Origin of the sequence: Salinivibrio sp. IB872 (assembly GCF_001995345.1) — a bacterium.
In the GTDB taxonomy this organism is placed as follows: Bacteria; Pseudomonadota; Gammaproteobacteria; order Enterobacterales; family Vibrionaceae; genus Salinivibrio; species Salinivibrio proteolyticus.
Genome location: NZ_MUFO01000012.1, coordinates 81,145 through 104,245, shown reverse-complemented (window position 1 = coordinate 104,245; position 23,101 = coordinate 81,145). Strand labels below are relative to the sequence as shown.

Sequence of the window (23,101 nt, the reverse complement as noted above, 5' to 3'; positions counted from 1 at the left end):
ATGCAACCGTCGCCATGAGTAAGGGGAGAAAAATCATCCTTTAACGCCGCCGCGACTGTCTCTACAAACGATAGCCAAGAAGTGGGATACCGAAAATGGTTTGTTCGTGGCGTGGTTCTAAATTCCTCTAATCCTAAAACCGTGGTGGCTTGGATGGCGGCTTTGTCGGTTGGAATGGGCTCAAGCAGCGATGGGCTATTTCTTGTCGCTGCGGTGCTGACTTGTATGCTGGTCGGCTTTTTGGTGAATGGGATGTACTCCCTCTTGTTTTCAATCAACGGCGTGATGAACGTCTACCAAAAAGTGGCGCATTGGATTGAGCGCGTCGTATCTGGGATCTTTGCGCTGGCAGGGTTAGGATTGCTGCGCTCTGCTTTTAGTCGCAATCCTGCGTGAGGCTTTACCTCAACCCAACTTGAGGGGTTAATCTGGTGCCATTCACATAAGGAGTCGACGATGACATCAGCACCCATGATTGAAGAGTATTTACATCGCCTCGCGTTGAGTGAGGCGAAGGGCGTGGCACTGGTTACTGAGCTTATTGAAAAGCACTTGGCACGGTATGCGTTTTCTAGCCTTAATGCCTTGGCAGGGCAGTCGCTTTCTTTACAGACGGATGTCTTGTTTGAACGGTTGGTGGTGAACCGACAAGGCGGCTATTGCTTTGAGCACAATAAAATTGCCTACCTTGCCCTGAAACATTTGGGGTTTGAGGTGCGCAGTGTGCTGGCGCGGGTGATGCTCAATGGTAAACCTACCAATCCACGCACCCACCGTATGAATGTGCTTGAGCTCGATGGCGAGACTTATCTAGTGGACGTTGGTTTTGGCAATAAAACCCCGCGCGGCTTACTCAATATCAACCAGCGCACCTGCACCATCGGGCACGATACCTATCAAATCACACGCAATGGCGATGTGGTGATGGTGGTATTATACGAGCCCGGCCAACCACCATTAACGCTGTATGAGGTTGAGCTTTATGACGTAGTAGAAGCCGACTTTGAAGTGGCGCATTTCTATTCTCATCAACACCCCGAAGCCATTTTCGTCAATAATCTCGTGGTGTCGTTGATCACCGCGTCACACCGCTATTTGATTCGTAATCAGCAGTTTTTGGTGTGGGATGCGGCAGGGCAACTTGTCACCGATAAAAACATCGATAGCGTCGAGGCATTAACCCAGTTGGTTCAGGAGGTGTTTTTATTGCAACCGCCCAAAGCAGTGTTGGAAACTGCGTTTGCAAAGGTGACGGCCAACGCGGCGGTTTGAGTGAGCGGATGTTCGCGACGGATGAATGCGATGAGGTGTTGGTTAGCACTGATTAAAGACACCGCTACCGTAAACTTCCATCATTTGAAAGCTTGCCAGTGATCAGCGGTGCCTATTCACGCCGTATTACTATTCAGCATCGCTTGGTCTACCAAGTCCTCGAGGATGAACAGGTGGTGAAAGTGCTCTGGGGCCATTATGAATGGTGGCTGTCACAGGCATATATTGGCTGCTGTTGTTGATTGCGTTGTTCTCTGGGCTGTGCATTATGTTTGGCGCGCGATAATTATCAATCTCTCTCATCACACGTTAGCAATATACACTACGCTAACAATACAACTGACTAAAATTTAAAGAGAAAGCTGAGCTAGCTGACAATAGCGAGCGGGTGATTGTACACCGTTGAGTGAATGAGTAAGGAATGTATGTGTCTGTTTTAGATAAAGTTTTATATGTCGAGGATGACCCTGATATACGCGAAATTGCTACCCTCGCATTAGAGGATGTGGGAGGACTCACCCTCAAAACCTGTGAGTCGGGTGAGCGAGCCTTGCAGGAAGTAGAAGACTTTAAGCCGCAAATCATACTGCTCGACGTCATGATGCCGAATATGGATGGTCCCGAAACTCTCACTGCGATGCGGGAACGAGGGTTCGTTGATGACTCGGTACTGGTTCTTTTTATGACCGCGAAAGTTCATCCAGAAGAAGTGGCCCGCTATAAAGCGTTAGGCGTGAGTCAGGTTATTTCTAAGCCCTTTGACCCTATGACATTGGCTGACGAAATTAAGGCATTTTGGGACGAATTCGATGGACGATAACAAAAAGAATAATGACACCGAAAAGCGCCTTGAGAAGCTAAAAGAAGCGTATGCAAAAAGGTTATCGTCTGAATTTAAGCAGCTCCATGCCATCAATGAAAAGATAGTATCAGGCCATGATGATCAGGAAACCTTAAAAGCGTTGCATGCGGGTCTGCACACGATAGCAGGCGCGGCGGGAACATTTGGCTTTCCTAGTCTTGGGGAGGCAGCTCGCCAGTTCGAGCAACAAGTTGCCAACCGCTTATCTCAAGTTGAACGGCAAGCCAGTTTACCTGACGATTGGATTAAGGCGCTGGAGTCAGCGCACAACAAAGACAGTCTCTCAGTAAATGAGAGCACCACAACAATTCAGCAACCGGTCATGGAAGGGGCGCCTATTATCGGATTGGTCGAGCGCGACAATATTTTGGCGAAATACGCCCAATCCCAGTTTGCTCGTTTTGGTTTTCAGGTGTACTGGATAAAGGATGCGAACGAACTAAAACAATTGACTAAACACGCACCTGACTTATTACTTATTGACCATCACGCTATTCAGGACGACGTATCTGATACCGATTTAGCGGATTTGTGGAAGATCAAGCTGCGGGACTTCAAATGCCCAATTTTCTTCATTGGCGCGGAAGAAAGTTATAAAGCCAGGCTGCAAGCATTGCGTGCAGGAGGCTCAGGTTATTATATCAAGCCGTTGGACATGGCTACACTCGCGTCGAAGTTTGCGTATATGCTCTCGCACAGTGATACAGAACCTGGGCGAGTTATGATTATTGATCAAGACGCTGCTTTAGTCTCGCAATGCCAATCTGTTTTAGAAAACGCAAACATGAGCATCGAGGTAGTACCTAACCCCGAGCAAATTTTTGAGTGTATCAGTGAGTTCAATCCTGAAGTTATTCTCATTGGCGTCTGGCTATCTGAGGTTACCGGTGCGGAATTGGCCACTTTGTTGGCGCAGACAGAACACTGGGCACATCTGCCGATTATTTTCCTTTCTCGCGACCCTAATGCAGATTTGCGTCATCAATCATTGCTGATCGACGGCGATGCCATTCTTCAGGTACCAGTGGATAAAGAGCTTTTGGTGCGCCTTTGTCAGCGGAGGGTCCAGCGCCTTCGGACTTTCAATCGTACCCAGCACCAGGATAGCCTCACGGGTCTGTTGAAGCACGCGAGCATCAAAGACGCGTTGCAAAAGCAATGGCAATTGGCACAGCGTCGGTCGCAAGTGTTTAGCGTAGTCATGTTAGATATCGATCATTTTAAAAGCGTCAACGACACCTACGGTCATGCTATTGGCGATCAAGTGATTGCGGCAATTGGCACGCTGGTACGTCAGCACTTTAGAAATACGGATAAGCTTGGCCGTTACGGCGGAGAAGAATTTGCACTCGTATTACCCGATTGCGATATGCACCAAGCAGAGAAACTGGTGAACCAGTTACGCGAAGACTTTGCAGCGGTTAAGTTTAAAGCAAATGATACACCTTTTTCCTGCACGCTTTCCGCCGGTATTGCCGATAATCAGCGTTTTCCGGCAGAAACAAGTGAATCCCTATTGACACTCGCTGATAAAGCCTTATACCGCGCCAAACATGATGGTCGAAATTGTGTGGTACAAGCAGTCATTACTTCTTAACCGCGAATACACGGGAGCTTTTGTATGCGAACGCCACCTGTTCCAGACAACGAAGTGCAGCGTCAACAGGCGTTAGACGAAACGGAGCTGCTTAACAGTGGTGCTGACCCACGCTTTGATCGCATTACTCGCTTGTGCCTTGACTTGTTTTCTGTGCCTATCGCCGTGGTATCACTGGTCGATCGGGAGCGACAGTACTTTAAATCTCGTCAGGGATTAGATGCCACTGAAACCCCAAGAGATATCTCTTTTTGTGGGCATGCCATTCTGGGTAGTGAACCATTAATTATTGAAAACGCGCTAGATGACACGCGTTTTTGTGATAATCCGCTCGTCTGCGGTGCGCCAGATATTCGGTTTTATGCAGGTATGCCGATTCATAATAGTGAGGGTTATCGGCTGGGCACGCTATGCCTGATCGATGACCAACCCAGGCACTTTAGTGAACAGAACGTGGCACAACTAAAGAACCTTGCTGGCATGGTGGAGGATCTGATTTGGACCGATACCTATCAGCGACGTGAGTCAACGGCGTTGCAGCAACAACTGCAGGCTAGCCACGATGAAATGAAATCGTTGGTTAATAACATACCTGGCATTACGTTTCGTTGTTTGCCAGATGAAAGTTGGACCATGCTTTACATCAGTAATCAAGTTGACACTATCAGTGGTTATACCGCCGAGGATTTGATAAATAATAAACGAGTTTGTTATACGGATCTCATTCATCCTGATGATGTTTCATTGGTTGATGAAGCTGTTACTAACGCGATGGCCAATAATGAAGAATGGCATATTGAGTACCGTGTTCGGCATCGTACACTGGGTTATCGTTGGGTGGAGGAACGGGGTAAATGTATTGACACAGACCCTAGGCATCCACAGGTGCTTGAAGGGTTTATTATCGATATTACTCGAGAGCGCAATGCCTTGACGCAGCTAGAGCGGCATCATCAGGCGTTAACCGTACTCACCGACATCGCCTTTTCAAGCCATAGTAGCTTGGATGATAGAATTAATCATGCTTTGGAAGAAGCCAAGCAGTATTTGCGGGCTGAACTGGCGATTGTCAGTGAAATCAAAGACGATGTGTATATAGTTAACTGGATAGTCGGACCTCCAGACTCGGTCATTGATGCAGGACAGCAGTTTGCGTTAAAAGATACGTGGTGCCAGCTGCTCATGTCAGATAATTCCCGTACCTCGGAGACGGAACAGTTTATCGCCGACACCTGCCGTCCGGAGTTCCGCCAACATCCTTGCTATGAAGTGGCACCGTTAGGTAGTTATGCAGGTGTGGTTATCTATGTCTATGGTCGCCCTTGGGGCACATTGAACGTGTCGTCTTCTCGTGCGCGTTCGGAAGGTTACAATGATGGTGAAAAGCTATTTCTGCGTCTATTGGGCAACTGGTTATCTGATGTACTGACCCAAAATCTGAGCCAGCAACGGCTGACCAAATTAGCGGCATTGCTACCGGGAACGCTGTACCAATTCCGTCGCTTTCCCGATGGACGGATGGTTTTTCCCTATAGCTCCCCTCAAATAGAATCTTTGTACGGCATTACACCAGAGCAGGCCGCTGAAGACGCCACGCCAGCGTTTGAACGTATCCATCCTGGTGATATCGAAGCTATCCAGCAATCCATTGAGCATTCGGCAGACACGTTAGAATATTGGCAAGCGACCTACCAGAGTGATTGTCCAGAAAAGGGGTACCGTTGGATTTCGGGTGAGGCGCGGCCAGAAAAAATGATTGACGGCAGTGTTTTGTGGCATGGTTATTTGCAGGATGTTCACGAACAGCATCAGGCGCGTTTAGCTTTGGAGCAGAGCGAGGCGAGATTGCGTAGCTTGTTTGACTTTTCCCCTATTGGTATCGCTTTGAACGATTTTGCCACCGGACAGTTTCTTGATCTCAATGATGCTTTGATTGCCCCCACGGGTTACACCCGCGAAGAATTCGTTTCCCTCAGTTATTGGGATGTCACGCCTAAAGAATATGAGCCAGAGGAGCAAAAAGCGCTGGCAAGTATGCAGAACACAGGTCGCTATGGGCCGTTTGAAAAAGAGTACATCCGTAAAGATGGCAGTCGTTATCCAGTGCGTCTACAAGGCATGCTGAGCACAGAGTTGGACGGAAGAAAGGTGATCTGGTCGCTTGTCGAAGACATTACTGAGCGTAAAAAACTCGACAAAATGAAAGATGAATTTATTGCCACCGTCAGCCATGAACTGCGCACACCATTAACGTCGATCAAAGGCGCGTTAGGGCTATTGAATGGCGGTGCAACTGGAGATTTACCGCCGAAGGCGAATCAGCTATTGCATACGGCTGAACGGAATGCAACACGTTTAAGCCTACTGATAAACGATTTGTTAGATATGGAAAAGCTTGTCGCAGGAAAAATGCTCATTCAATTAAAAAAACAAGAGCTTGGTCCGCTATTGGATGACGCGATAGAGTCTGTTAAACCCTATCAGCACCAAAACCAGATACGAATTCACACCCCAAATCACTGGCCGACAGTAATGGTCAATGTTGATGGTGCAAGATTGATTCAAGCATTAACCAATTTACTGTCCAATGCGATCAAATTCTCCCCTGAAGAAGGGCAGGTGGACGTATCTGTTACAAAAAGCCGTAAAGACGTTGAAATTAGCATCCGAGATTACGGATCCGGCGTGGACAAGGAATTTCAAAACCGACTGTTCCAACGTTTTAGTCAGGCTGACAGCAGTGATAATCGAAAGTTACCTGGTACAGGGCTAGGGCTGGCTATTACTCGGGAAATCTGCCAACAGATGGGTGGCGATGTGGGTTACCGCGATGCTGAGGGCGGTGGGGCGTTGTTTTTTATTCAGTTGCAGGTTGCACAATGAGCGTAGTTGCTAAACAGGTGATGGCAACGCTGTTACTGGCCCTTATTGCTGTCGTTGGTAACATGATTAACTTGCCTTTGTTTTTCGGCGTGCATTTAATCTTTGGCTCGGTGGCTGTCATGCTGGCCATAAGATTGATCGGGCTATGGCCAGCCGTGTTCGTGGCGCTAGCTGGCGGTTCTTATACCTGGATACTTTGGGGTCACCCTTACGCGATGCTGACACTGACATTGGAAGCGTTTGCAGTCAGTTTATTGTATCGCCGCGGCGTAAAAAACTTGGTACTCGCGGATCTCGCTTTTTGGGTAGTGGTGAGTCCGATAGTGCTGATGCCACTCGACGTCATAGTCATCGGGATGGAGGCCAGTTCCGCTATCATGATTGCTCTGAAGCAAGCGTTGAACGGCGTATTCAACGCGCTTATTGCAGGGCTATTGGTGAAACTGCTGATTTGGTATTTCCAGAATGGCACTATCAAGTGGTTACCGGCAAAGGTACGGCTCCAGGAGCTGCTTTTTGATGCCCTGTTGTGCCTGACCCTTATCGCGGGGATGACACCCATCATTATCAACAACCAACATAATATAATAAAAAACGAGCAACGGATCGCTGACGAACTTAAGCGGGTTGCCGAGGGTGCCGTGGCTCGGCTCAACCAGCAATCCGATCGCTCGTTTGATAGTCAAAAGAGATCATTACGGCCGTCACTGTCTCAAGGTACGTCTGGTGTGGCGATATTAAATCGCGAGGGAACACCGACAGTGCAGGTCGGTGATTTACACTCTGGTTTACCAGGGGGAGTCCGGCCGCTAACCAGTGCCGATAACCTGTCTATTTGGTTGCCGAAATCCGGGGATAATTTGGTTAACCGCTGGAAAGCGGGTTTTTATCAGTATCAATTACCAATAGCAGACCGGCCCAACGTGTCCGCATTACTTGTAGAGCGGCCCGCAGCACCACTGATAAAAAACATTGAAAATATGCGTAATCAAAGTTTTACGGTGCTATCGGGTATTGCTTTTTTGAGTATACTCGCGGCCTTTTCGTTGAGCCGAATCCTGATTCAGCCTCTATCACGACTCGATAGGGCAAGCCGTCATCTACCTGAAAAAATACGCTATCAATTGAGTGTTGTGCTGCCTCAAAGCCGAGTAGCGGAATATGCTGTTTTGTCGACATCGCTGCAAGATATGAGCCATGCGCTTAGCGATAACTTCCGTGAATTAGAAAAGGCACGGGCAAACTTGAAGCAAGAGGTACAGGATCGTACCCGTGAATTGGCAAGCACTTCCGATCTATTAAGTAATATATTGGCCGCCTCGACTGAGGTTGCGATTATCGCGACGGATACGAGAGGCATAATTACTTTATTCAACACCGGCGCTGAAAGACTACTTGGTTATCAGTCCTCAGAGGTCGTCGATAAAGTTAGCCCTGCACTGTTTCATGTGCCTGAAGAGGTGGAAGAAAGAGCTCAGACGTTAACGGACCAGTTGAATCGTCCGATAACCGGGTTCGGTACCTTCGTGGCGATTCCGGTGTTAGAGGGCGCAGAAACGCGTGAATGGTGTTACATCCACAAACAAGGCCATTATATTCCCGTTACGTTGACAGTGACGGCGATATACGACGATCGTCAAACGATTACCGGTTTCCTCGGTATTGCTCAAGATATCACCGAACGTAAACGCCATGAGAAAATGAAGAATGAATTCATTTCCACGGTTAGTCATGAGTTACGCACGCCACTCACCTCGGTGTCCGGGGCACTGAGTTTGGTACGAAGTGGACGCCTGGGTGAGATCCCTGATAAAGCTCAAAAAATTCTGGACACCGCACATCGTAATAGCGAGCGGTTAACCTTGTTGATCAACGATTTACTCGATATCGAAAAAATAGCGGCCGGCCAGTTGTATTTTGATATGCAAGTTCAATCCATTGATCCCATCCTTGAGCAATGTTTAGAAGAAAATAAAGCATACGGTGCAGAGCGACAAGTCGGTATTGTCTTGAACAGTGAAACCGCTGATGTTGAGGTTCGGGTAGATAAACAAAGGCTGAAGCAAGTCATGGCTAATCTGCTATCTAATGCGATCAAGTTCTCGCCTGATGGAGCCACGGTCATCATCGATTCCGCAGTGAATGAAAAGCAAATTATCGTCAGTGTCATTGACCAAGGTTGTGGGATTGCTGAAGACTTCCGACCTAAGCTGTTTGAGAAGTTTGCACAAGCTGACAGCACAGATACTCGTCAAAAAGGCGGTACGGGGCTGGGGTTAGCGATTACTCGTGAACTCATTGAGAATATGAATGGAACGATCCACGTTGAATCAACAGAAGGCAAAGGGTCACGTTTTTACTTTCAGCTGCCTGTGTATGAAACGGCGAAAATGAAACCGACTGTTCAGGATAGGCTGACTGATTCGAGTGTTGGTGATAAGCCAGATTCAGATATGGATGCTTTGTATAATATCCTGATCGTAGAGGATGATCCCGACGTCGCCAGCCTGTTAAGAATGATGCTGGAAGATTCGGGATATCGGGTTGAGATCAGTCACGATGGCATGACAGCGTTAAGCGCGTTAGAAGCGAAGCATTATGATTTAATCAGTCTCGATTTAATGCTGCCCGATATTGATGGGCTCGATATTATTCGCCGTATAAGACAGCATGCTGAAACGGCTGATATTCCAATCGTCGTGGTGTCTGCAAAAATGGAGCAGGGGCGTTTAGCGCTCAATGGTGACGTTGAAAATATTGAGTGGTTAGCCAAACCCATCGAGCACAAACAACTTATCAGCTTGGTACAACAACAGTTGCTGAATGCGACACATGCAAAAATTTTGCATGTTGAAGATGATATGGATTTACATCGAATCGTTCAGGCGATGATCAGTGATTATATGACCATCGATCATTCGCTCACACTGGACCAAGCTCAATCGTTGATAGCGCAACACACGTATGATGCGATCTTGCTGGATATTGGCTTACCCGACGGTGTTGGTTGGAATTTAATCCCGCAGATTAAAGAGACACAGCCGACAGCGTCGATCATTGTGCTAACAGGGGAAGAGGTAAGCGCTGCTCGTTACGGTATCGTGCATGATGTGTTACTGAAAAGACGACTGACAACGGGCAAGTTAGTTGATGTCATCGGCAAGCGCGTTAGGCGTCAGCGCTTGTGCTCAAGCGATGAACCTGTGCGCTAACAGAGAATTTGTCAACGTGACTGAAACACCCGGTGTGCACCAGCATGATTGTGTCCAATGGTGCATGAAAATGTGGCTACAAACAAAAAAAGCCAGCGAGATGCTGGCTTTTTAGCAAGATCATCGGCGCCTTATTCTTGATACAGGCCGAGGTTTTCTTTGGCGTAGGCTTCAAATTCGGTAAAGCCGCCAACGTGCTCTTGGTCAACAAAGATTTGTGGCACGGTTTCAACCGGTTTACCGACGGTTTTTTCCAGATCGGCTTTGCTGATACCTTCTGCGTGGATATCCACATAGCGGTAGTTGAAATCTTCACGGCTTTTCAATTCTTCAGCCAAATCTTTTGCGCGAACACAGAATGGGCAGCCAGGGCGGCCAAAAATTACGACGAACATAGTCATCTCCTTTAGCGTCAATGGGTTTACTATGCCCGATCCCCGGGTAAGAAAAAAGACGAAATTACCTTTTGCATTGATAGAAAAAATCGATTGTTCTTTTTCACCGCACGTAAGGCCTTGTATGACGCGGATGGCTAACAATATGGCGGAATAGTAGGCAGAGCAATGGTTTGCGACACCGTATAGAAAAGTGTATACCCGTATCACCTGATGTTATACCGATTGAAAGGACCCATCATGAATCCAACGATTGAGACACTGCTTTCTCACCGCTCTATTCGTAAATTTACTCAAGACGCGATTTCTCCCGAGCAATTGACCCAGATTATTGATGCGGCGCGCGCGGTATCCAGCTCAAGTTTCTTGCAGTGCACCAGCATTATCCGTGTGACGGACAAAGAAAAACGACGCTTATTGGCGGAATACGCGGGCAACCAAGCGTATGTAGCCGACTGTGCGGAATTTTTAGTGTGGTGTGCCGATTTCCATCGCCATGAGCAAATCAGTCCTAATGCCAAGTTAGGCTTTACCGAGCAGACGCTTATCGGTGCGATTGATGGCGCTATTATGGCGCAAAATGCCATGGTGGCGGCAGAGTCGATGGGCCTAGGCGGCGTATATATTGGTGGCCTACGTAACCAGCCGAGCAACGTAGCTGAGTTGTTGGCATTACCTAAACATGTGTTGCCTTTATTCGGGATGTGTTTGGGGGTGCCCGCTCAAGATCCGGAGCGCAAGCCTAAGTTGCCTGCATCTTTGTTAGTGCACGAGAACGGCTACCAAGCGATGGATGAAAAAGCGCTTGGTGAATACGACCAGCAAGTACGCGAGTATTATCAAACCCGCACAGGGGGCAACAAAGATATGTCATGGAGTGAGCAAATCTCGGCAACATTGGAAAAAGAGTCGCGCCCATTTATGAAGGATTTCGTGAATAAGCAGGGCTTTAGCACCCGCTAAACGCATTAAGTTTCCCTTTCATATTCACCGTGTAAAAAAGCAGCATTACGCTGCTTTTTTTATGTTTTTGGGCGCAATGTGCCTAAGTTTTCTCACTGTTTTGTTGGCTTAAAGTTGGATTTTTCCTTAATGCGCCAAAACCTATTTACATCCTTGGTATAACCCGTAATATTGCCGCGTTTTTGTGCTGTACGATCATTTTTCCTTAGGGTTGTGAGCACAGTTTTTGACTTTTGAATCATATTTTTTCGAAGTAGGGTAACTATGGAAAACAAATTGGCTAATCCAGCGCCTTTGGGGTTGATGGGTTTCGGTATGACAACCGTGCTGTTAAACATTCATAACGCAGGGTTCTTTCCGATTGATAGCATGATTTTGGCGATGGGCCTGTTCTACGGAGGCCTCGCGCAAGTGATCGTGGGCATCATGGAATTTAAAAAGGGCAACACCTTTGGCACTACAGCGTTTACCTCATACGGCCTGTTTTGGTTGACGCTGGTTGGTTTGATTGTGATGCCAAAGCTTGGCATTGCTGAGGCCAGCCCAGCCGCATTTATGGGATGGTATTTGGTCATGTGGGGCCTGTTTACCGGCTTTATGTTTATCGGCTCACTGCGCTATTGCTTCGCCAAGCAGTTTGTTTTCGGTAGTTTGACGGTACTGTTCTTCCTACTTGCCGCGCGTGATTTCACCGGTAGTGAATTTATTGGCACCATTGCAGGCTTTGAAGGGATTGTGTGTGGTTTAAGCGCGATCTATTTCGCGATGGCGCAAGTGCTAAACGAAGAATATGGTCGCACTATTTTGCCAGTGGGCGACAAACAGCCACAGGCAGCTGTGGCGCAACACGCCGCTTAATCGCTATACCGCGTGGGCGTATAGGCTCACGCGGTTATCGTGGCTTCGCTGAGGCTTAATAGGTTAGCGCTAAGCCCAAATAAAAAGCCCGAGTTCATGACGAACTCGGGCTTTTTTATACCGTGTGAACGGTGCTTATCGCGTCAAAGACGGTTAGCACATCACCTTAACCGCAAGACCGCCTTGCGATGTTTCACGGTATTTTGCATTCATGTCTTTACCGGTTTCCATCATGGTTTCGATGACTTTATCCAAAGAAACACGTGGCTCGGAAGAGCGTTGAAGCGCCATACGAGAGGCGTTAATCGCTTTCACCGCGGCAATACCATTGCGCTCGATACAAGGCACTTGCACTTGGCCCGCAACTGGGTCACAGGTCAAACCAAGGTTGTGCTCCATAGCGATTTCTGCCGCCATGCATACTTGATGAGGGCTACCACCCATTAGCTCCGCCAAGCCTGCTGCGGCCATAGAGCAGGCAACACCTACTTCGCCTTGGCAGCCGACTTCTGCACCAGAAATCGAGGCGTTTTGCTTATACAAGCCACCAATTGCACCGGATGCGGCGAAATAGCGCGTGTAGGTTTGCTTGTCGACAGTTTCGATAAACTTATCGTAGTAGGCCAGTACGGCGGGGATAATGCCACACGCGCCATTGGTTGGTGCGGTTACGACACGGCCACCGGCGGCGTTTTCTTCGTTGACGGCAAAGGCGAACATGTTCACCCAATCCACTACGGCCATCGGATCAATGTTGTATTTTTCGCTGGTTTTTAATTGGTTACGCAGCGCAGCGGCACGGCGAGGCACACGCAGTGGTCCCGGAAGCACTCCTTCGTTTTCCATGCCGCGGTTCATACACGCCTGCATGGTTTTCCAAACGTCAGCAAAGTAGGTATCGATTTCTTCTTGGCTGTGCATGGCACGCATGTTGGCCATGACCAAACCGCTGATGGAAAAACCGGTTTCTTGCGTGAGCGCCAACAAGCCGTCTGCGGTATTGAAGTCGTAAGGGACTTCAACCGTTTGCATGGCAGGCTGACCGAACTCGGCTTCTTCGACAATAAAACCGCCGCCGATCGAGTAATAGGTTTTGCTCAGCACACATTCATCACCTTGCCACGCATGAATTTGCATGCCGTTTTCGTGCAAGGAGAGGTTAGAGGTATGGAAGTTCATTCCACCGTCACGCGGAAAAGCGACCACATGCTGCTGTTCGCCCAGCGGCAATTGCTCGGTGTCTTCGACGCGTTTGACGAAGCCAGGAATAGAGTCAATATCAACGGTTTCAGGGCTGTTGCCAGCAAGGCCCATGATAATGGCGATATCGGTGTGGTGGCCTTTACCGGTGAGAGACAAAGAGCCGTAGACATCAACGCTAATCCGATCGACGTCGGTTAACCGTTGATTCGCGACGAGCTCATCAATAAAGCATTTACCGGCTTTCATTGGGCCAACGGTGTGAGAGCTGGAAGGACCTACACCAATCTTAAAAATGTCAAAAACACTGATCATGTGTCTTACCTCAGTCAATGCCCTAAGGGCAATGGATTTAGTGTTTACGCAATCCGTCCGTGGTATTGACTGTGATAACGAGCGATACCGCGCTCGTAATGAGAATCAGGAGCAGGGCAAACCCCACTCCTGATTTTTTGGGAATCACCGCAAACATCGATGGATGCGGTTGACTGAGTCATCCCGATAGTCACCTCTATGACTATCACGCATTTTATTGCGATTTAGAAGAACAAACCGTAAAGAATGGCTGAGATTGCAATCAAACCCATGACCAATACAAAGGCGTTGCTAATTGTACCTGAATACTTCTTCATTGCTGGCACATTTTTCACGGCGTACATTGGCATAATGAATAGGATGGTGGCAATGATTGGGCCGCCAAGTGATTCAATCATACCCAGAATGCTTGGGTTTAGGGTCGCAACCAGCCAAATGGTCAGGATCATGAAGACCACAGTGAACACGTCGATTTTCTTACGGTTGACTGGTTTGTTATCGGCGCCACGCATCACCTTGACGATCAAACCGTTCAGACCTTCACGAGCACCTAAGTAGTGACCGAAGAACGAAGAGACGATAGCTACGAACGCGACGATAGGACCTAGGTACGAAATGAATGGGCTTTCGTGCTTGTTAGCGAGATAAGAAAGAATCGCGATGTTTTCTGATTTCGCCGCTGCCAGATCGGCAGGGGTCAGTGACAGTACGCAAGAGAACACGAACAGCATCACGAAGCCAAGTAGCATACCTGCCGCACGCAGCAAGATTTGCGCAGATTTCTGCTCGGCATCTTTACCGTGGTCACGGCTTTGTGCCATTGAGAACGCTGAAATCGCTGGGCTGTGGTTAAACGCGAAGACCAACACTGGGATAGAAATCCAAAGAGTGATGGTAAAGTCACCAATAGAAGGGACTTGTGATAGCGCCGCCGTGTTCCACTCTGGGATCAGGTATAGCGACATAAACAGCAAGATACCGACCAGTGGGTAAACCAAGAACTGGGTCACGCGTAGCATGATTTTCTCACCCAGCAGCATGATAGCCATCATACCGAGGATCAGAACCAGTGACAGGATCACGCGTGGCGGTGAGGCCATACCTAGCTGGTTGACTAAGAAAGAATCAACGGTGTTGGTGATACCGACGCCGTAGATCAACACGATAGGGTAAATAGCAAAAAAGTAGAGCAGGGTGATGATCTTACCCGCGGTCGCGCCAAAGTGTTCTTCAACCACTTCGGTGATATCGCTGCCGGGCTTCTTTGAAGATAGGACAAAGCGAGATAGGCCACGGTGGGCAAAAAAGGTCATAGGGCCAACAAGCWGGGTCATCACTACGAGCGGCCAGAATCCGTGCATGCCGGCGTTAATTGGCAAGAACAGGATGCCTGCGCCTACCGCGGTGCCAAAAAGAGAGAGCGCCCAAGTTGTATCTTGTTTGGTCCAGCGCAGGCGCGATGTCGCACTGGTACCTGTGGTCGAGGTCGTTTGCATAACAATACTACTCACATTGTGTAGGGGAACAGAAATCAGGGATGGCGAATTCTGGCGATTTCCACGTAGAAAACCAAGAGCTGGATCGCTATATGAAAAAGAGAGGCGAAACTATTGCACCAAAGTGTGATTATAATCACCTAAAGTGACGGGGTCCGCCAAGATTATCGGCAAAAGTGTCAAGTTTTTTGTTGGTTGAATAAGCACCAATGTGCACTAAAAACAGTACTTATTGCATGGTTTTTGCGGTTATCTTGAGCAAGAGACATGTAATGATAATTGCGTGACCAGCGCGCGCAAAAGTTGTGCTGTTGCCCCCCATATTAACCGGTTTTGATGATAAAACGCGGCAACTGGATGCCATTGTCCGTAGAGATAGAAGGATTGTTCGCGGATATGGCCGGGTTGGCACAGAGTATCAAGAGGCACTTCAAAACATTCAGCCACTTCGTTGTCATCCAGTATCGGTTGGTACTGGGGGTCCACCCATGCCAGCACCGGATGAATGTAGTAACCGGTGACGGTGGGCAGAGGACAAAGCTCGCCAATGATGTGTTCGCGGCCAACCTGAATGCCGGTTTCTTCCCACATCTCGCGGGTTGCAGTCGCGATATTGTCGCAATCGACCGTTTCGCGCTTACCGCCGGGAAAGCTCACTTGGCCCGGGTGATGCTTTAAATGATCGGCGCGGCGGGTCAAAATCAACTGAATGCCCTTGGGGCGCGCCACTAAGCCGATCAGTACTGCTGCTGGTTGAAAGTCTAATCCGCGTAGAATGCGGGGGGCGAGTCGAACGCGGTTAAGAATACGATTGTCGTGACGTGCCAGTGGGCTGAGGCTAAAGCGTTGGAGAATGTCACCCGGTTGCAGTGGTGTACGCGTTTTTCTCTCTCCTCGCTCCCAATGCGGGGGCACCGCCGGTGACAAGCTCTCTTGGCTGGCGGCAATGTGGCGGCTGTTTATTTTATGATCGCTGAAATAAGCAGGAGTTGTAGCCACGTGCTGCAAAGGATGGTCGATAAAGAGTGGGTTATGATCGAGCCCATATTGTGGCGCAGAGGTAGGTGCTCCCTCACCTTGGCTTGAGGCACGCATGGATGCCGCGAAGCGGTGTGATGTCCACATTCGTGGGGGAGCAATCTCTGTCATAACAACCTCTCTTTATTCCTGCCGCTTACCCATCAGACTGTGCTAGAACGGGCAGGATACGGCTGACCTTATCGAGTGTTTCTTGGTATTCCGCGTCGGCTTCACTGTCGGCAACCAACCCACCGCCTGCCCAGACATGGAGCTGGCCTTGATGCCCCACTAAGGTGCGTATGGTGATGCTAGAGTCCATTCGGCCACAACGACTGAGGTAAGCGAAACTGCCGCAATACACATGACGTCGGTGCGGCTCAAGCTCTTCGATAATTTCCATGGCACGCACTTTGGGGGCGCCGGTTATCGAACCGCCCGGAAAGGCGGCGCGTAGCAGTTCAAGCGCACTTCTGTCCTCGGGCAGGGTGCCGGTGACCGTACTGACCAAGTGGTGTACCGCAGGAAAACTCTCTATATCAAAGAGTTTAGGCACAGAAACGCTACCTGGCGAGGCGACACGACCGATATCGTTACGTAACAAGTCAACAATCATCAAGTTTTCCGCCCGATCTTTGCTGGCTGATTTCAACGCGTGGGCACTGTCGGCATCTTGTTCGGGGTCGCTAAAGCGTGGTCGGGTGCCCTTAATGGGTTTGGTTTCGATGTGTTTGTCGTGCACGGATAAAAAGCGCTCCGGCGAGACCGAGAGCACAGCGCTGTCTGCTAAGCGGATAAATCCAGAAAACGGCGCGCCATTGCTGGTGGCGAGTTTGCGGTAGGCTTGCCACTCGTCGCCTTGATAGCGTGCGCTAAAGCGTTGGGCCAAGTTGATTTGATAGCAATCGCCGGCATGCAGGTAGTCTTTGACCTTGGCAAACTTCGCGGTGTACTCCGCTTCGCTCATGTTGGCTTGCCAGGTTTCGGTGAGCTCGAATGGTGTGGTTTGCGGCGCCTGCTGGCGATTAAGCCATGCCCAACGTGTGTCACTATCCGGTGCAATTACCACTGCCGTTTGCTGGTGGTGATCCACAATCAGCGCCCAATCATAAATCCCCACGGCCATGTCGGGCACATCGAGCTCATCACGGGCAATGACTGGCAAGGTTTCCACACATCGGCCTAAATCATAGCCGAAATAGCCCAGTGCCCCGCCAATAAAAGGCCAGGGCTCGATAGCGTCGATATCAGGGAGTAGCTGCGCTTGAAGCGAACTTACCCATGTAAATGGATCGTCGATGTGCGTTTGGGTGTCGCCACTGGCGGTGTAATGGGTGGTAACCTGACCGTTTCGCGCCGTCACGGTGGCAAGAGGGTCGGCGACCACAATGTCAAAACGACTGTCCGGATGGGTACGGGTTGCCGAGTGCAACAGCATGGCCCAAGGCTGGTGGGCAATGTTATTAAACAGGGTGAGGGCCAAGTCTGTTGCGTAAGGAATCGGTGTAGTGGTCAGCATAGTGGCGTTTTGTGGCTGCATTCTTCTTTTTTGTGATCACGATTGATGCGCCGTATGGCGCGAGAATAGCGCTAAGCGTATCATAGCAAGGCCTTTTCCGGCAGACGCACACTGAATAAACCCGCCGAGGTCATGTAAACCCGCGGCTTCTATAATCACAGGGTGTGCGTGCTCAACAGACGTAACGATAATAACGAGGGGAAGGCTCCCCCACACTGGATACCCGCTTTGGGTCCTGCAAATGACACCAGAGGCAATGATGACCACAATTAAACAGCAAGACGTGATCGAAAGTGTTGCAGATGCCCTGCAATATATCTCTTACTACCATCCCCTTGATTTTGTTCAAGCCCTAGAAAAAGCCTACCACAAGGAGCAAAGCCAAGCGGCGAAAGACGCCATTGCACAAATTTTGATTAACTCCCGCATGTCGGCAGAAGGGCAACGTCCGATTTGCCAAGATACCGGCATTGTGACCTGCTTTGTTAAAGTGGGTATGGCGGTACAGTGGGATCGCCATGATATGACCGTTCAGCAGATGGTCGATGAAGGCGTGCGACGCGCATACACCAACCCAGATAATCCACTGCGTGCCTCTGTGGTCGCCGATCCTGCGGGTAAGCGCCAAAACACCCGCGATAACAGCCCAGCGGTGGTTCACATTGATATGGTGCCGGGCAATACGGTCGATATTCAAATTGCTGCCAAAGGGGGCGGGTCAGAGAACAAAACCAAGATGGTGATGCTCAATCCGTCGGACGATGTGGCCGAGTGGGTGGAAAAAACGCTGCCTGCAATGGGCGCGGGCTGGTGTCCTCCGGGGATGTTAGGCATTGGTATCGGCGGCACGGCGGAAAAAGCGGCGGTGTTGGCGAAAGAGTCGCTGATGGAGCACATTGATATTCAAGAGCTTATCGACCGTGGTCCAAGCAATGCCGAAGAAGCGCTACGTCTCGATATTTTCAATCGTGTGAACAAGTTAGGTATCGGTGCACAAGGGCTTGGCGGTTTAACGACTGTGGTTGACGTAAAAGTGAAAACGGCTCCCACGCATGCTGCCTCAAAACCTGTGTGTTTGATCCCCAACTGCGCCGCGACTCGCCATGTGCACTTTACGCTTGATGGGACTGGGCCGGCGGACCTGACTCCACCGAAATTGGAAGAGTGGCCGCAAGTGACGTGGGAAGTGGGCGACAACGTCCGCCGCGTAAATCTTGATACGGTCACCAAAGAAGATGTGCAGAGCTGGAAAACCGGTGAGACTGTCTTGCTCTCGGGCAAAATTCTGACCGGGCGTGATGCGGCGCATAAACGTATTCAAGAAATGCTACGCAATGGCGAAGGGTTGCCCGACGGGGTCGATTTTAACGGCCGCTTTATCTATTACGTCGGCCCTGTGGATGCGGTTCGTGATGAAGTTGTCGGTCCGGCTGGGCCAACCACCTCAACACGTATGGATAAATTTACCGATATGATGCTCGCCGAAACCGGCTTGATGGGCATGATTGGTAAAGCCGAGCGCGGTCCAGCGGCGGTAGAATCGATCAAAAACCACAAAGCCGTTTACTTAATGGCTGTTGGCGGTGCTGCCTATCTGGTATCGAAGGCGATTAAGAAAGCGCGCGTGGTGGCGTWTGAAGATCTGGGTATGGAAGCAATTTATGAGTTTGAAGTCGAAGACATGCCGGTGACCGTCGCGGTTGACTCGCAAGGACAGAACGCGCACCAAATTGGTCCGGATACTTGGAAAGTGAAAATTGCGGAAATGGACAGCTAGTCTGTCATAAGCAGCAATAAAAAATGCGCCAATTTTGGCGCATTTTTTTTAACCGTATCACCACGCGTCTGTGTTAGGCGACTTCCTCTTCGTCGAGATCGAATGAGGCGGCAATTAGGTTACGTGTGTATTCGTGTTGCGGGTTATGGAAGATTTCTTCTGGCGTACCTGCTTCCATCACTTTCCCTTTTTGCATCACCATCACGCGATCAGACAGGGCTCGAACCACACTCAAATCGTGGCTGATAAACAGGTAGCCGATGTTGTGGCGTTTCTGAATATCTTTCAGCAAGTCGATGACAGTCAATTGGACGGAGCGGTCCAGTGCAGACGTTGGTTCATCGAGCAGAATGAATGCTGGGTTGAGGATCAGGGCTCGCGCAATCGCGATACGTTGACGCTGGCCGCCTGAAAACTCATGCGGATAACGGTTAATTGCAGAGCTATCAAGGCGTACTTCATAAAGCGCATCTTTAACGCGATCGAGGCGCTCTTTTTTACTCAGCTCAGGGAAGTGAGTACGAAGGCCTTCGGCGACAATCTCACCCACCGTCATGCGTGGCGACAGAGAGCCAAATGGGTCTTGGAACACCATCTGCATATCACGGCACAGCGCTTTGTTTTCGCTGTTTTTAATGTCGTGAATGTCTTGGCCTTTAAAACGCACACTGCCTTCCGCGACGGGAAGCAGACGCATAATGGCACGCCCAAGCGTGGATTTACCCGAGCCGGATTCACCCACGATACCGAGGGTCTCACCGCGGCGTAGTGACAAACTGATGTTGCTTACCGCTTCAAAATAGCGCTTGTTGCCGCCAAAGAAGTCAGCGCCCAAGAAATATTTGATAGTGACGTTATCCACCGACAAGAGATTTTCTGCGTCCTCTTGTGGGGCTTCTTTGCGCCCGCGAGGCACTGCATCAATCAGCATCTTGGTGTAGTCTTCTTGCGGGTCTGCAAACAGTGCTTGGGTTTCGTTAGTCTCTACCACTTCACCTTTACACATCACCACAACACGGTCAGCCAAGTGTTTCACCACGCCTAAATCGTGTGAGATGAACATGATCGCCATGCCCATTTTCTTTTGTAGATCGCCGATCAGGTTCAATACCTCGGCTTGCACGGTGACGTCCAATGCGGTGGTCGGTTCGTCGGCGATCAGCAAATCGGGCTCGTTGACCAGCGCCATTGCGATCATGATCCGCTGTAACTGGCCGCCTGAGAATTCGTGCGGATACTTTTCAAGTGCGCCAGTTGGGTTAGGCAGCTGCACTAATTTCAGCAACTCGATAATGCGCTCTTTGGCTTTCGCAGGTGTGGTGCGGTGGTGGCACTGAATCGCCTCGGTCAGCTGTTCACCGACACGCATGTAGGGGTTCAGTGAGGTCATCGGCTCTTGGAAGATCATGGCAACATGGTTGCCGCGCATCGCTTGCATCTGCTTGGTGGAAAGGCGTAACACATCGGTGTCGTTAAACGAGATTTGTGACTCTGGTTTGACGATGGCGTTGTTGGGGAGCAAGCCCATTACGGCACTGCTAGAGACGGATTTCCCCGAGCCTGACTCACCCACAATGGCGAGTGTTTCACCGGGCATGATGTCAAAGCTGACGTTTTTAACAGCATCAACGATGCCATCGTTCGTGGTAAATGACACGCTTAGATTATTGACACTAAGCAGTGGCTTAGAAGCAGATGAAGACATCATCACCTCACTGGTTGATTATTCGACGTCACTCGCCAGCCCAAGATTGTCGTACAAGGTATCAAGGCATTACACGTGCATGCTCGATACAGGGCTAGCGCTCGATTGTTAGAGATTAAGCGAGTGGGGATGCCACTTGCTCTGGTTCAATCATGTTGGGTTGATATTTGTGAGCCAAGCTCATCAACATATCCCCTAGATGCGGATATCAGCCAGCTGGAGCGACTCATTACCCATTCAGGGAAATGAACAGCTTGCGCCAGTGGAAGAGGTAGGATACGAGTGCCGCGATAACCGAAATGCGCTTCAGGTTACCTCTCCTTGCGAACACGGCTTTTCAACATAATCAGATGTTGATACCAAGCAGCGTGAATATCCATATATCACCCACACAATATACGATTCGGATATAAAAGCAAACTGTTATTAACTGCAAGATTTGCCATGTCAGACTTTGAACTCACAGACAAAATCACGGCTTTTAGCGTTCGCGATAGTCAATAATCAGGAGGAAAAGCTCAGTATAGGGTGTTTGTTTTGTGGACGATTTGAGAGGGGGGAGTCGAGATGTCGGGCGTAAAAAAGCGTGCGAATCAGGTGATTCGCACGCCCTGTTAGGTTAGCTGCGATCGAACTCTAAGCGTGTCGCGTAGCGCTCGTCACTATGCTGGCCGTGCTCGAATGCGACTTGACCGTTCACAATCGTCATATCGATGCTTGAGCCAAAGGTATGGCCTTCGAATGGTGACCACTGGCATTGGTAGAAGAGGTTGTCTTTATCGACCGTTTGCGTCTGGTTGAGATCAACGAGTACCAAGTCGGCCCAATATCCTTCACGGATAAAGCCACGCTCTTTCACCTGATAACGTACCGCTGGCGCGTGTGAGACTTTTTGCACCACCAGAGGCAAATCGAAAATACCACGATGATAAAACTCAAGCGCCACTTGAAGCGCGTGTTGGACAAGCGGTAAGCCTGCCGGCGCTTTAAAGTAAGTGTTTTGTTTTTCTTCAAAGGTGTGAGGGGCGTGGTCGGTGGCAATCACGTCGATTACACCGTCTTTCACCGCTTTGATCAGCGCTTGTTGGTGGTGGGCTTCTTTGACGGCGGGATTACATTTGATCAAGGTGCCCTTGGTCGCGTAATCATCACGGTTAAAGAATAAGTGATGCACACAGGCTTCCGCGGTGATTTGTTTTTGCTGAAGCGCTTCGAGCGTTTTCGCGGGCTCAAACTGATACAGCTCATCTTCAGTGGTCAAGTGCAGCACATGTAGGCGTGTACCGTGCTTTTTAGCGAGGTTGACCGCCAGCTGGGATGACTTAAGACACGCTTCTTTTGAGCGAATGTGCGCGTGGGCATCAATCGGCACGTCCTCACCGTATTTCTCGCGATAAATGTTCTCGAGTTCGGTGATCATTGGAGTATCTTCGCAATGGGTCGCGATCAAGGTCGGGCAATCGGCGAAGATAGCGTCAAGGGTGTCCGGATCATTGACCAGCATGTTGCCGGTGGAAGCTCCCATAAAAACTTTGACACCACAGGCACTGTTCGGATCGAGGCGACGAATTTCATCAATGTTGTCATTGGTCGCGCCCAAATAGAAGGCATAGTTAGCGTGGCTGGATTGAGACGCACGTTGATACTTTTCTTCTAAGGCGTCGAGTGTCGTGGTAGGGGGATTAACGTTAGGCATCTCCATATACGTGGTGATACCGCCTGCGACGGCCGCTTTGGACTCGGTCGCGATGGTTCCCTTTTTGGGGAATCCCGGCTCACGGAAATGCACTTGGTCGTCAATCATACCGGGCAACAAATGTTTGCCTGATGCATCAATCACACGGCAGTCCGCCGCGGCAGGGGCACTAATATCGCGGGCAATCTGAGAGATTCGGCCGTTTTCGACCAGCACATCGGTCTCAACAACTTGTCCTTCGTTGACGACAGAAGCGTTTTTAAATAGCAGGGTGGTCATGTTGTCATCCTTACATGTAAAGGCGTCGGCGCTATAGTAGCGTAAACGATTACCT

At 49.6% G+C, this 23,101-nt stretch carries 15 protein-coding genes and 1 pseudogene; 9 read left to right on the top strand and 7 right to left on the bottom strand.

Annotated elements, in window-relative coordinates:
- Positions 1–72 precede the first annotated feature (72 nt).
- From BZJ18_RS07230 to BZJ18_RS07200, 6 genes and pseudogenes are all read left to right on the top strand, one after another.
- A pseudogene (locus BZJ18_RS07230) lies at positions 73–396 on the top strand (LysE family translocator); the annotation flags it as partial.
- 60 nt (positions 397–456) lie between these two features.
- Complete coding sequence (locus BZJ18_RS07225) at positions 457–1,272, top strand: arylamine N-acetyltransferase family protein (protein WP_077455911.1); 816 nt, start codon at positions 457–459, stop codon at positions 1,270–1,272.
- A 427-nt stretch (positions 1,273–1,699) separates the two neighbouring features.
- The gene (locus BZJ18_RS07215; RefSeq protein ID WP_077455924.1) at positions 1,700–2,092 is read left to right on the top strand and encodes a response regulator; all 393 of its coding nucleotides are present in this window, start codon (positions 1,700–1,702) and stop codon (positions 2,090–2,092) included.
- Entirely contained in the window at positions 2,082–3,731 is a 1,650-nt protein-coding gene (locus tag BZJ18_RS07210) for a diguanylate cyclase (RefSeq protein ID WP_077455910.1), read from the top strand. The genes BZJ18_RS07215 and BZJ18_RS07210 overlap by 11 nt, the downstream gene beginning before the upstream one ends.
- Positions 3,732–3,755: 24 nt before the next feature.
- A complete protein-coding gene (locus BZJ18_RS07205; RefSeq protein WP_077455909.1) occupies positions 3,756–6,614 on the top strand; it encodes a PAS domain-containing protein in 2,859 nt (952 codons plus the stop codon).
- Positions 6,611–9,826, top strand: coding sequence for a response regulator (locus tag BZJ18_RS07200; RefSeq protein ID WP_077455908.1), 3,216 nt, complete (start codon positions 6,611–6,613; stop codon positions 9,824–9,826). The genes BZJ18_RS07205 and BZJ18_RS07200 overlap by 4 nt, the downstream gene beginning before the upstream one ends.
- Positions 9,827–9,957: 131 nt before the next feature.
- Here BZJ18_RS07200 and BZJ18_RS07195 read toward each other — a convergent pair whose 3' ends face one another.
- Positions 9,958–10,221: a GrxA family glutaredoxin gene (locus BZJ18_RS07195; protein ID WP_077455907.1), complete on the bottom strand. Its 264-nt coding sequence runs from the start codon at positions 10,219–10,221 to the stop codon at positions 9,958–9,960.
- A 240-nt stretch (positions 10,222–10,461) separates the two neighbouring features.
- Between BZJ18_RS07195 and nfsA the strand changes: the two genes are divergently transcribed.
- Complete coding sequence (nfsA, locus tag BZJ18_RS07190; RefSeq protein ID WP_077455906.1) at positions 10,462–11,184, top strand: oxygen-insensitive NADPH nitroreductase; 723 nt, start codon at positions 10,462–10,464, stop codon at positions 11,182–11,184.
- 264 nt (positions 11,185–11,448) lie between these two features.
- Positions 11,449–12,042, top strand: a complete 594-nt coding sequence (locus tag BZJ18_RS07185; protein WP_077455905.1) for an acetate uptake transporter — start codon at positions 11,449–11,451, stop codon at positions 12,040–12,042.
- 153 nt (positions 12,043–12,195) lie between these two features.
- Here BZJ18_RS07185 and BZJ18_RS07180 read toward each other — a convergent pair whose 3' ends face one another.
- The 4 genes from BZJ18_RS07180 to pabB form a co-directional block, all read right to left on the bottom strand.
- Positions 12,196–13,557 carry an L-serine ammonia-lyase gene (locus BZJ18_RS07180; RefSeq protein WP_077455904.1) on the bottom strand — a complete coding sequence of 454 codons (1,362 nt, stop codon included), beginning with the start codon at positions 13,555–13,557 and terminating at the stop codon, positions 12,196–12,198.
- Between the two features lie 224 nt (positions 13,558–13,781).
- The gene (locus tag BZJ18_RS07175; protein WP_077455903.1) at positions 13,782–15,053 is read right to left on the bottom strand and encodes a serine/threonine transporter; all 1,272 of its coding nucleotides are present in this window, start codon (positions 15,051–15,053) and stop codon (positions 13,782–13,784) included.
- Positions 15,054–15,302: 249 nt separating this feature from the next.
- Positions 15,303–16,202, bottom strand: a complete 900-nt coding sequence (locus tag BZJ18_RS07170; RefSeq protein WP_077455902.1) for an NUDIX hydrolase — start codon at positions 16,200–16,202, stop codon at positions 15,303–15,305.
- A 25-nt stretch (positions 16,203–16,227) separates the two neighbouring features.
- On the bottom strand, positions 16,228–17,610 hold the full coding sequence (gene pabB / locus BZJ18_RS07165; protein WP_077455901.1) for an aminodeoxychorismate synthase component 1: 1,383 nt from the start codon (positions 17,608–17,610) through the stop codon (positions 16,228–16,230).
- Between the two features lie 238 nt (positions 17,611–17,848).
- Here pabB and BZJ18_RS07160 point away from each other — a divergent pair, with 238 nt between their 5' ends.
- Positions 17,849–19,366 carry a fumarate hydratase gene (locus BZJ18_RS07160; protein ID WP_077455923.1) on the top strand — a complete coding sequence of 506 codons (1,518 nt, stop codon included), beginning with the start codon at positions 17,849–17,851 and terminating at the stop codon, positions 19,364–19,366.
- A 73-nt stretch (positions 19,367–19,439) separates the two neighbouring features.
- Here BZJ18_RS07160 and BZJ18_RS07155 read toward each other — a convergent pair whose 3' ends face one another.
- Positions 19,440–21,071 carry an ABC transporter ATP-binding protein gene (locus BZJ18_RS07155; protein ID WP_077455900.1) on the bottom strand — a complete coding sequence of 544 codons (1,632 nt, stop codon included), beginning with the start codon at positions 21,069–21,071 and terminating at the stop codon, positions 19,440–19,442.
- Positions 21,072–21,690: 619 nt separating this feature from the next.
- Positions 21,691–23,046, bottom strand: coding sequence for a dihydroorotase (locus tag BZJ18_RS07150; protein WP_077455899.1), 1,356 nt, complete (start codon positions 23,044–23,046; stop codon positions 21,691–21,693).
- Between the last annotated feature and the right edge of the window lie 55 nt (positions 23,047–23,101).

What these genes read in the sequence shown, in the direction of transcription:
- BZJ18_RS07225 (WP_077455911.1), top strand. Translation starts at nt 457, where the DNA reads ATGACATCAGCACCCATGATTGAAGAGTATTTACATCGCCTCGCGTTG.
- BZJ18_RS07180 (WP_077455904.1), bottom strand. Translation starts at nt 13,557, where the DNA reads ATGATCAGTGTTTTTGACATTTTTAAGATTGGTGTAGGTCCTTCCAGC.
- BZJ18_RS07205 (WP_077455909.1), top strand. Translation starts at nt 3,756, where the DNA reads ATGCGAACGCCACCTGTTCCAGACAACGAAGTGCAGCGTCAACAGGCG.
- BZJ18_RS07195 (WP_077455907.1), bottom strand. Translation starts at nt 10,221, where the DNA reads ATGTTCGTCGTAATTTTTGGCCGCCCTGGCTGCCCATTCTGTGTTCGC.
- BZJ18_RS07185 (WP_077455905.1), top strand. Translation starts at nt 11,449, where the DNA reads ATGGAAAACAAATTGGCTAATCCAGCGCCTTTGGGGTTGATGGGTTTC.
- BZJ18_RS07200 (WP_077455908.1), top strand. Translation starts at nt 6,611, where the DNA reads ATGAGCGTAGTTGCTAAACAGGTGATGGCAACGCTGTTACTGGCCCTT.
- pabB (WP_077455901.1), bottom strand. Translation starts at nt 17,610, where the DNA reads ATGCAGCCACAAAACGCCACTATGCTGACCACTACACCGATTCCTTAC.
- BZJ18_RS07210 (WP_077455910.1), top strand. Translation starts at nt 2,082, where the DNA reads ATGGACGATAACAAAAAGAATAATGACACCGAAAAGCGCCTTGAGAAG.
- BZJ18_RS07155 (WP_077455900.1), bottom strand. Translation starts at nt 21,071, where the DNA reads ATGTCTTCATCTGCTTCTAAGCCACTGCTTAGTGTCAATAATCTAAGC.
- BZJ18_RS07170 (WP_077455902.1), bottom strand. Translation starts at nt 16,202, where the DNA reads ATGACAGAGATTGCTCCCCCACGAATGTGGACATCACACCGCTTCGCG.
- BZJ18_RS07150 (WP_077455899.1), bottom strand. Translation starts at nt 23,046, where the DNA reads ATGACCACCCTGCTATTTAAAAACGCTTCTGTCGTCAACGAAGGACAA.
- nfsA (WP_077455906.1), top strand. Translation starts at nt 10,462, where the DNA reads ATGAATCCAACGATTGAGACACTGCTTTCTCACCGCTCTATTCGTAAA.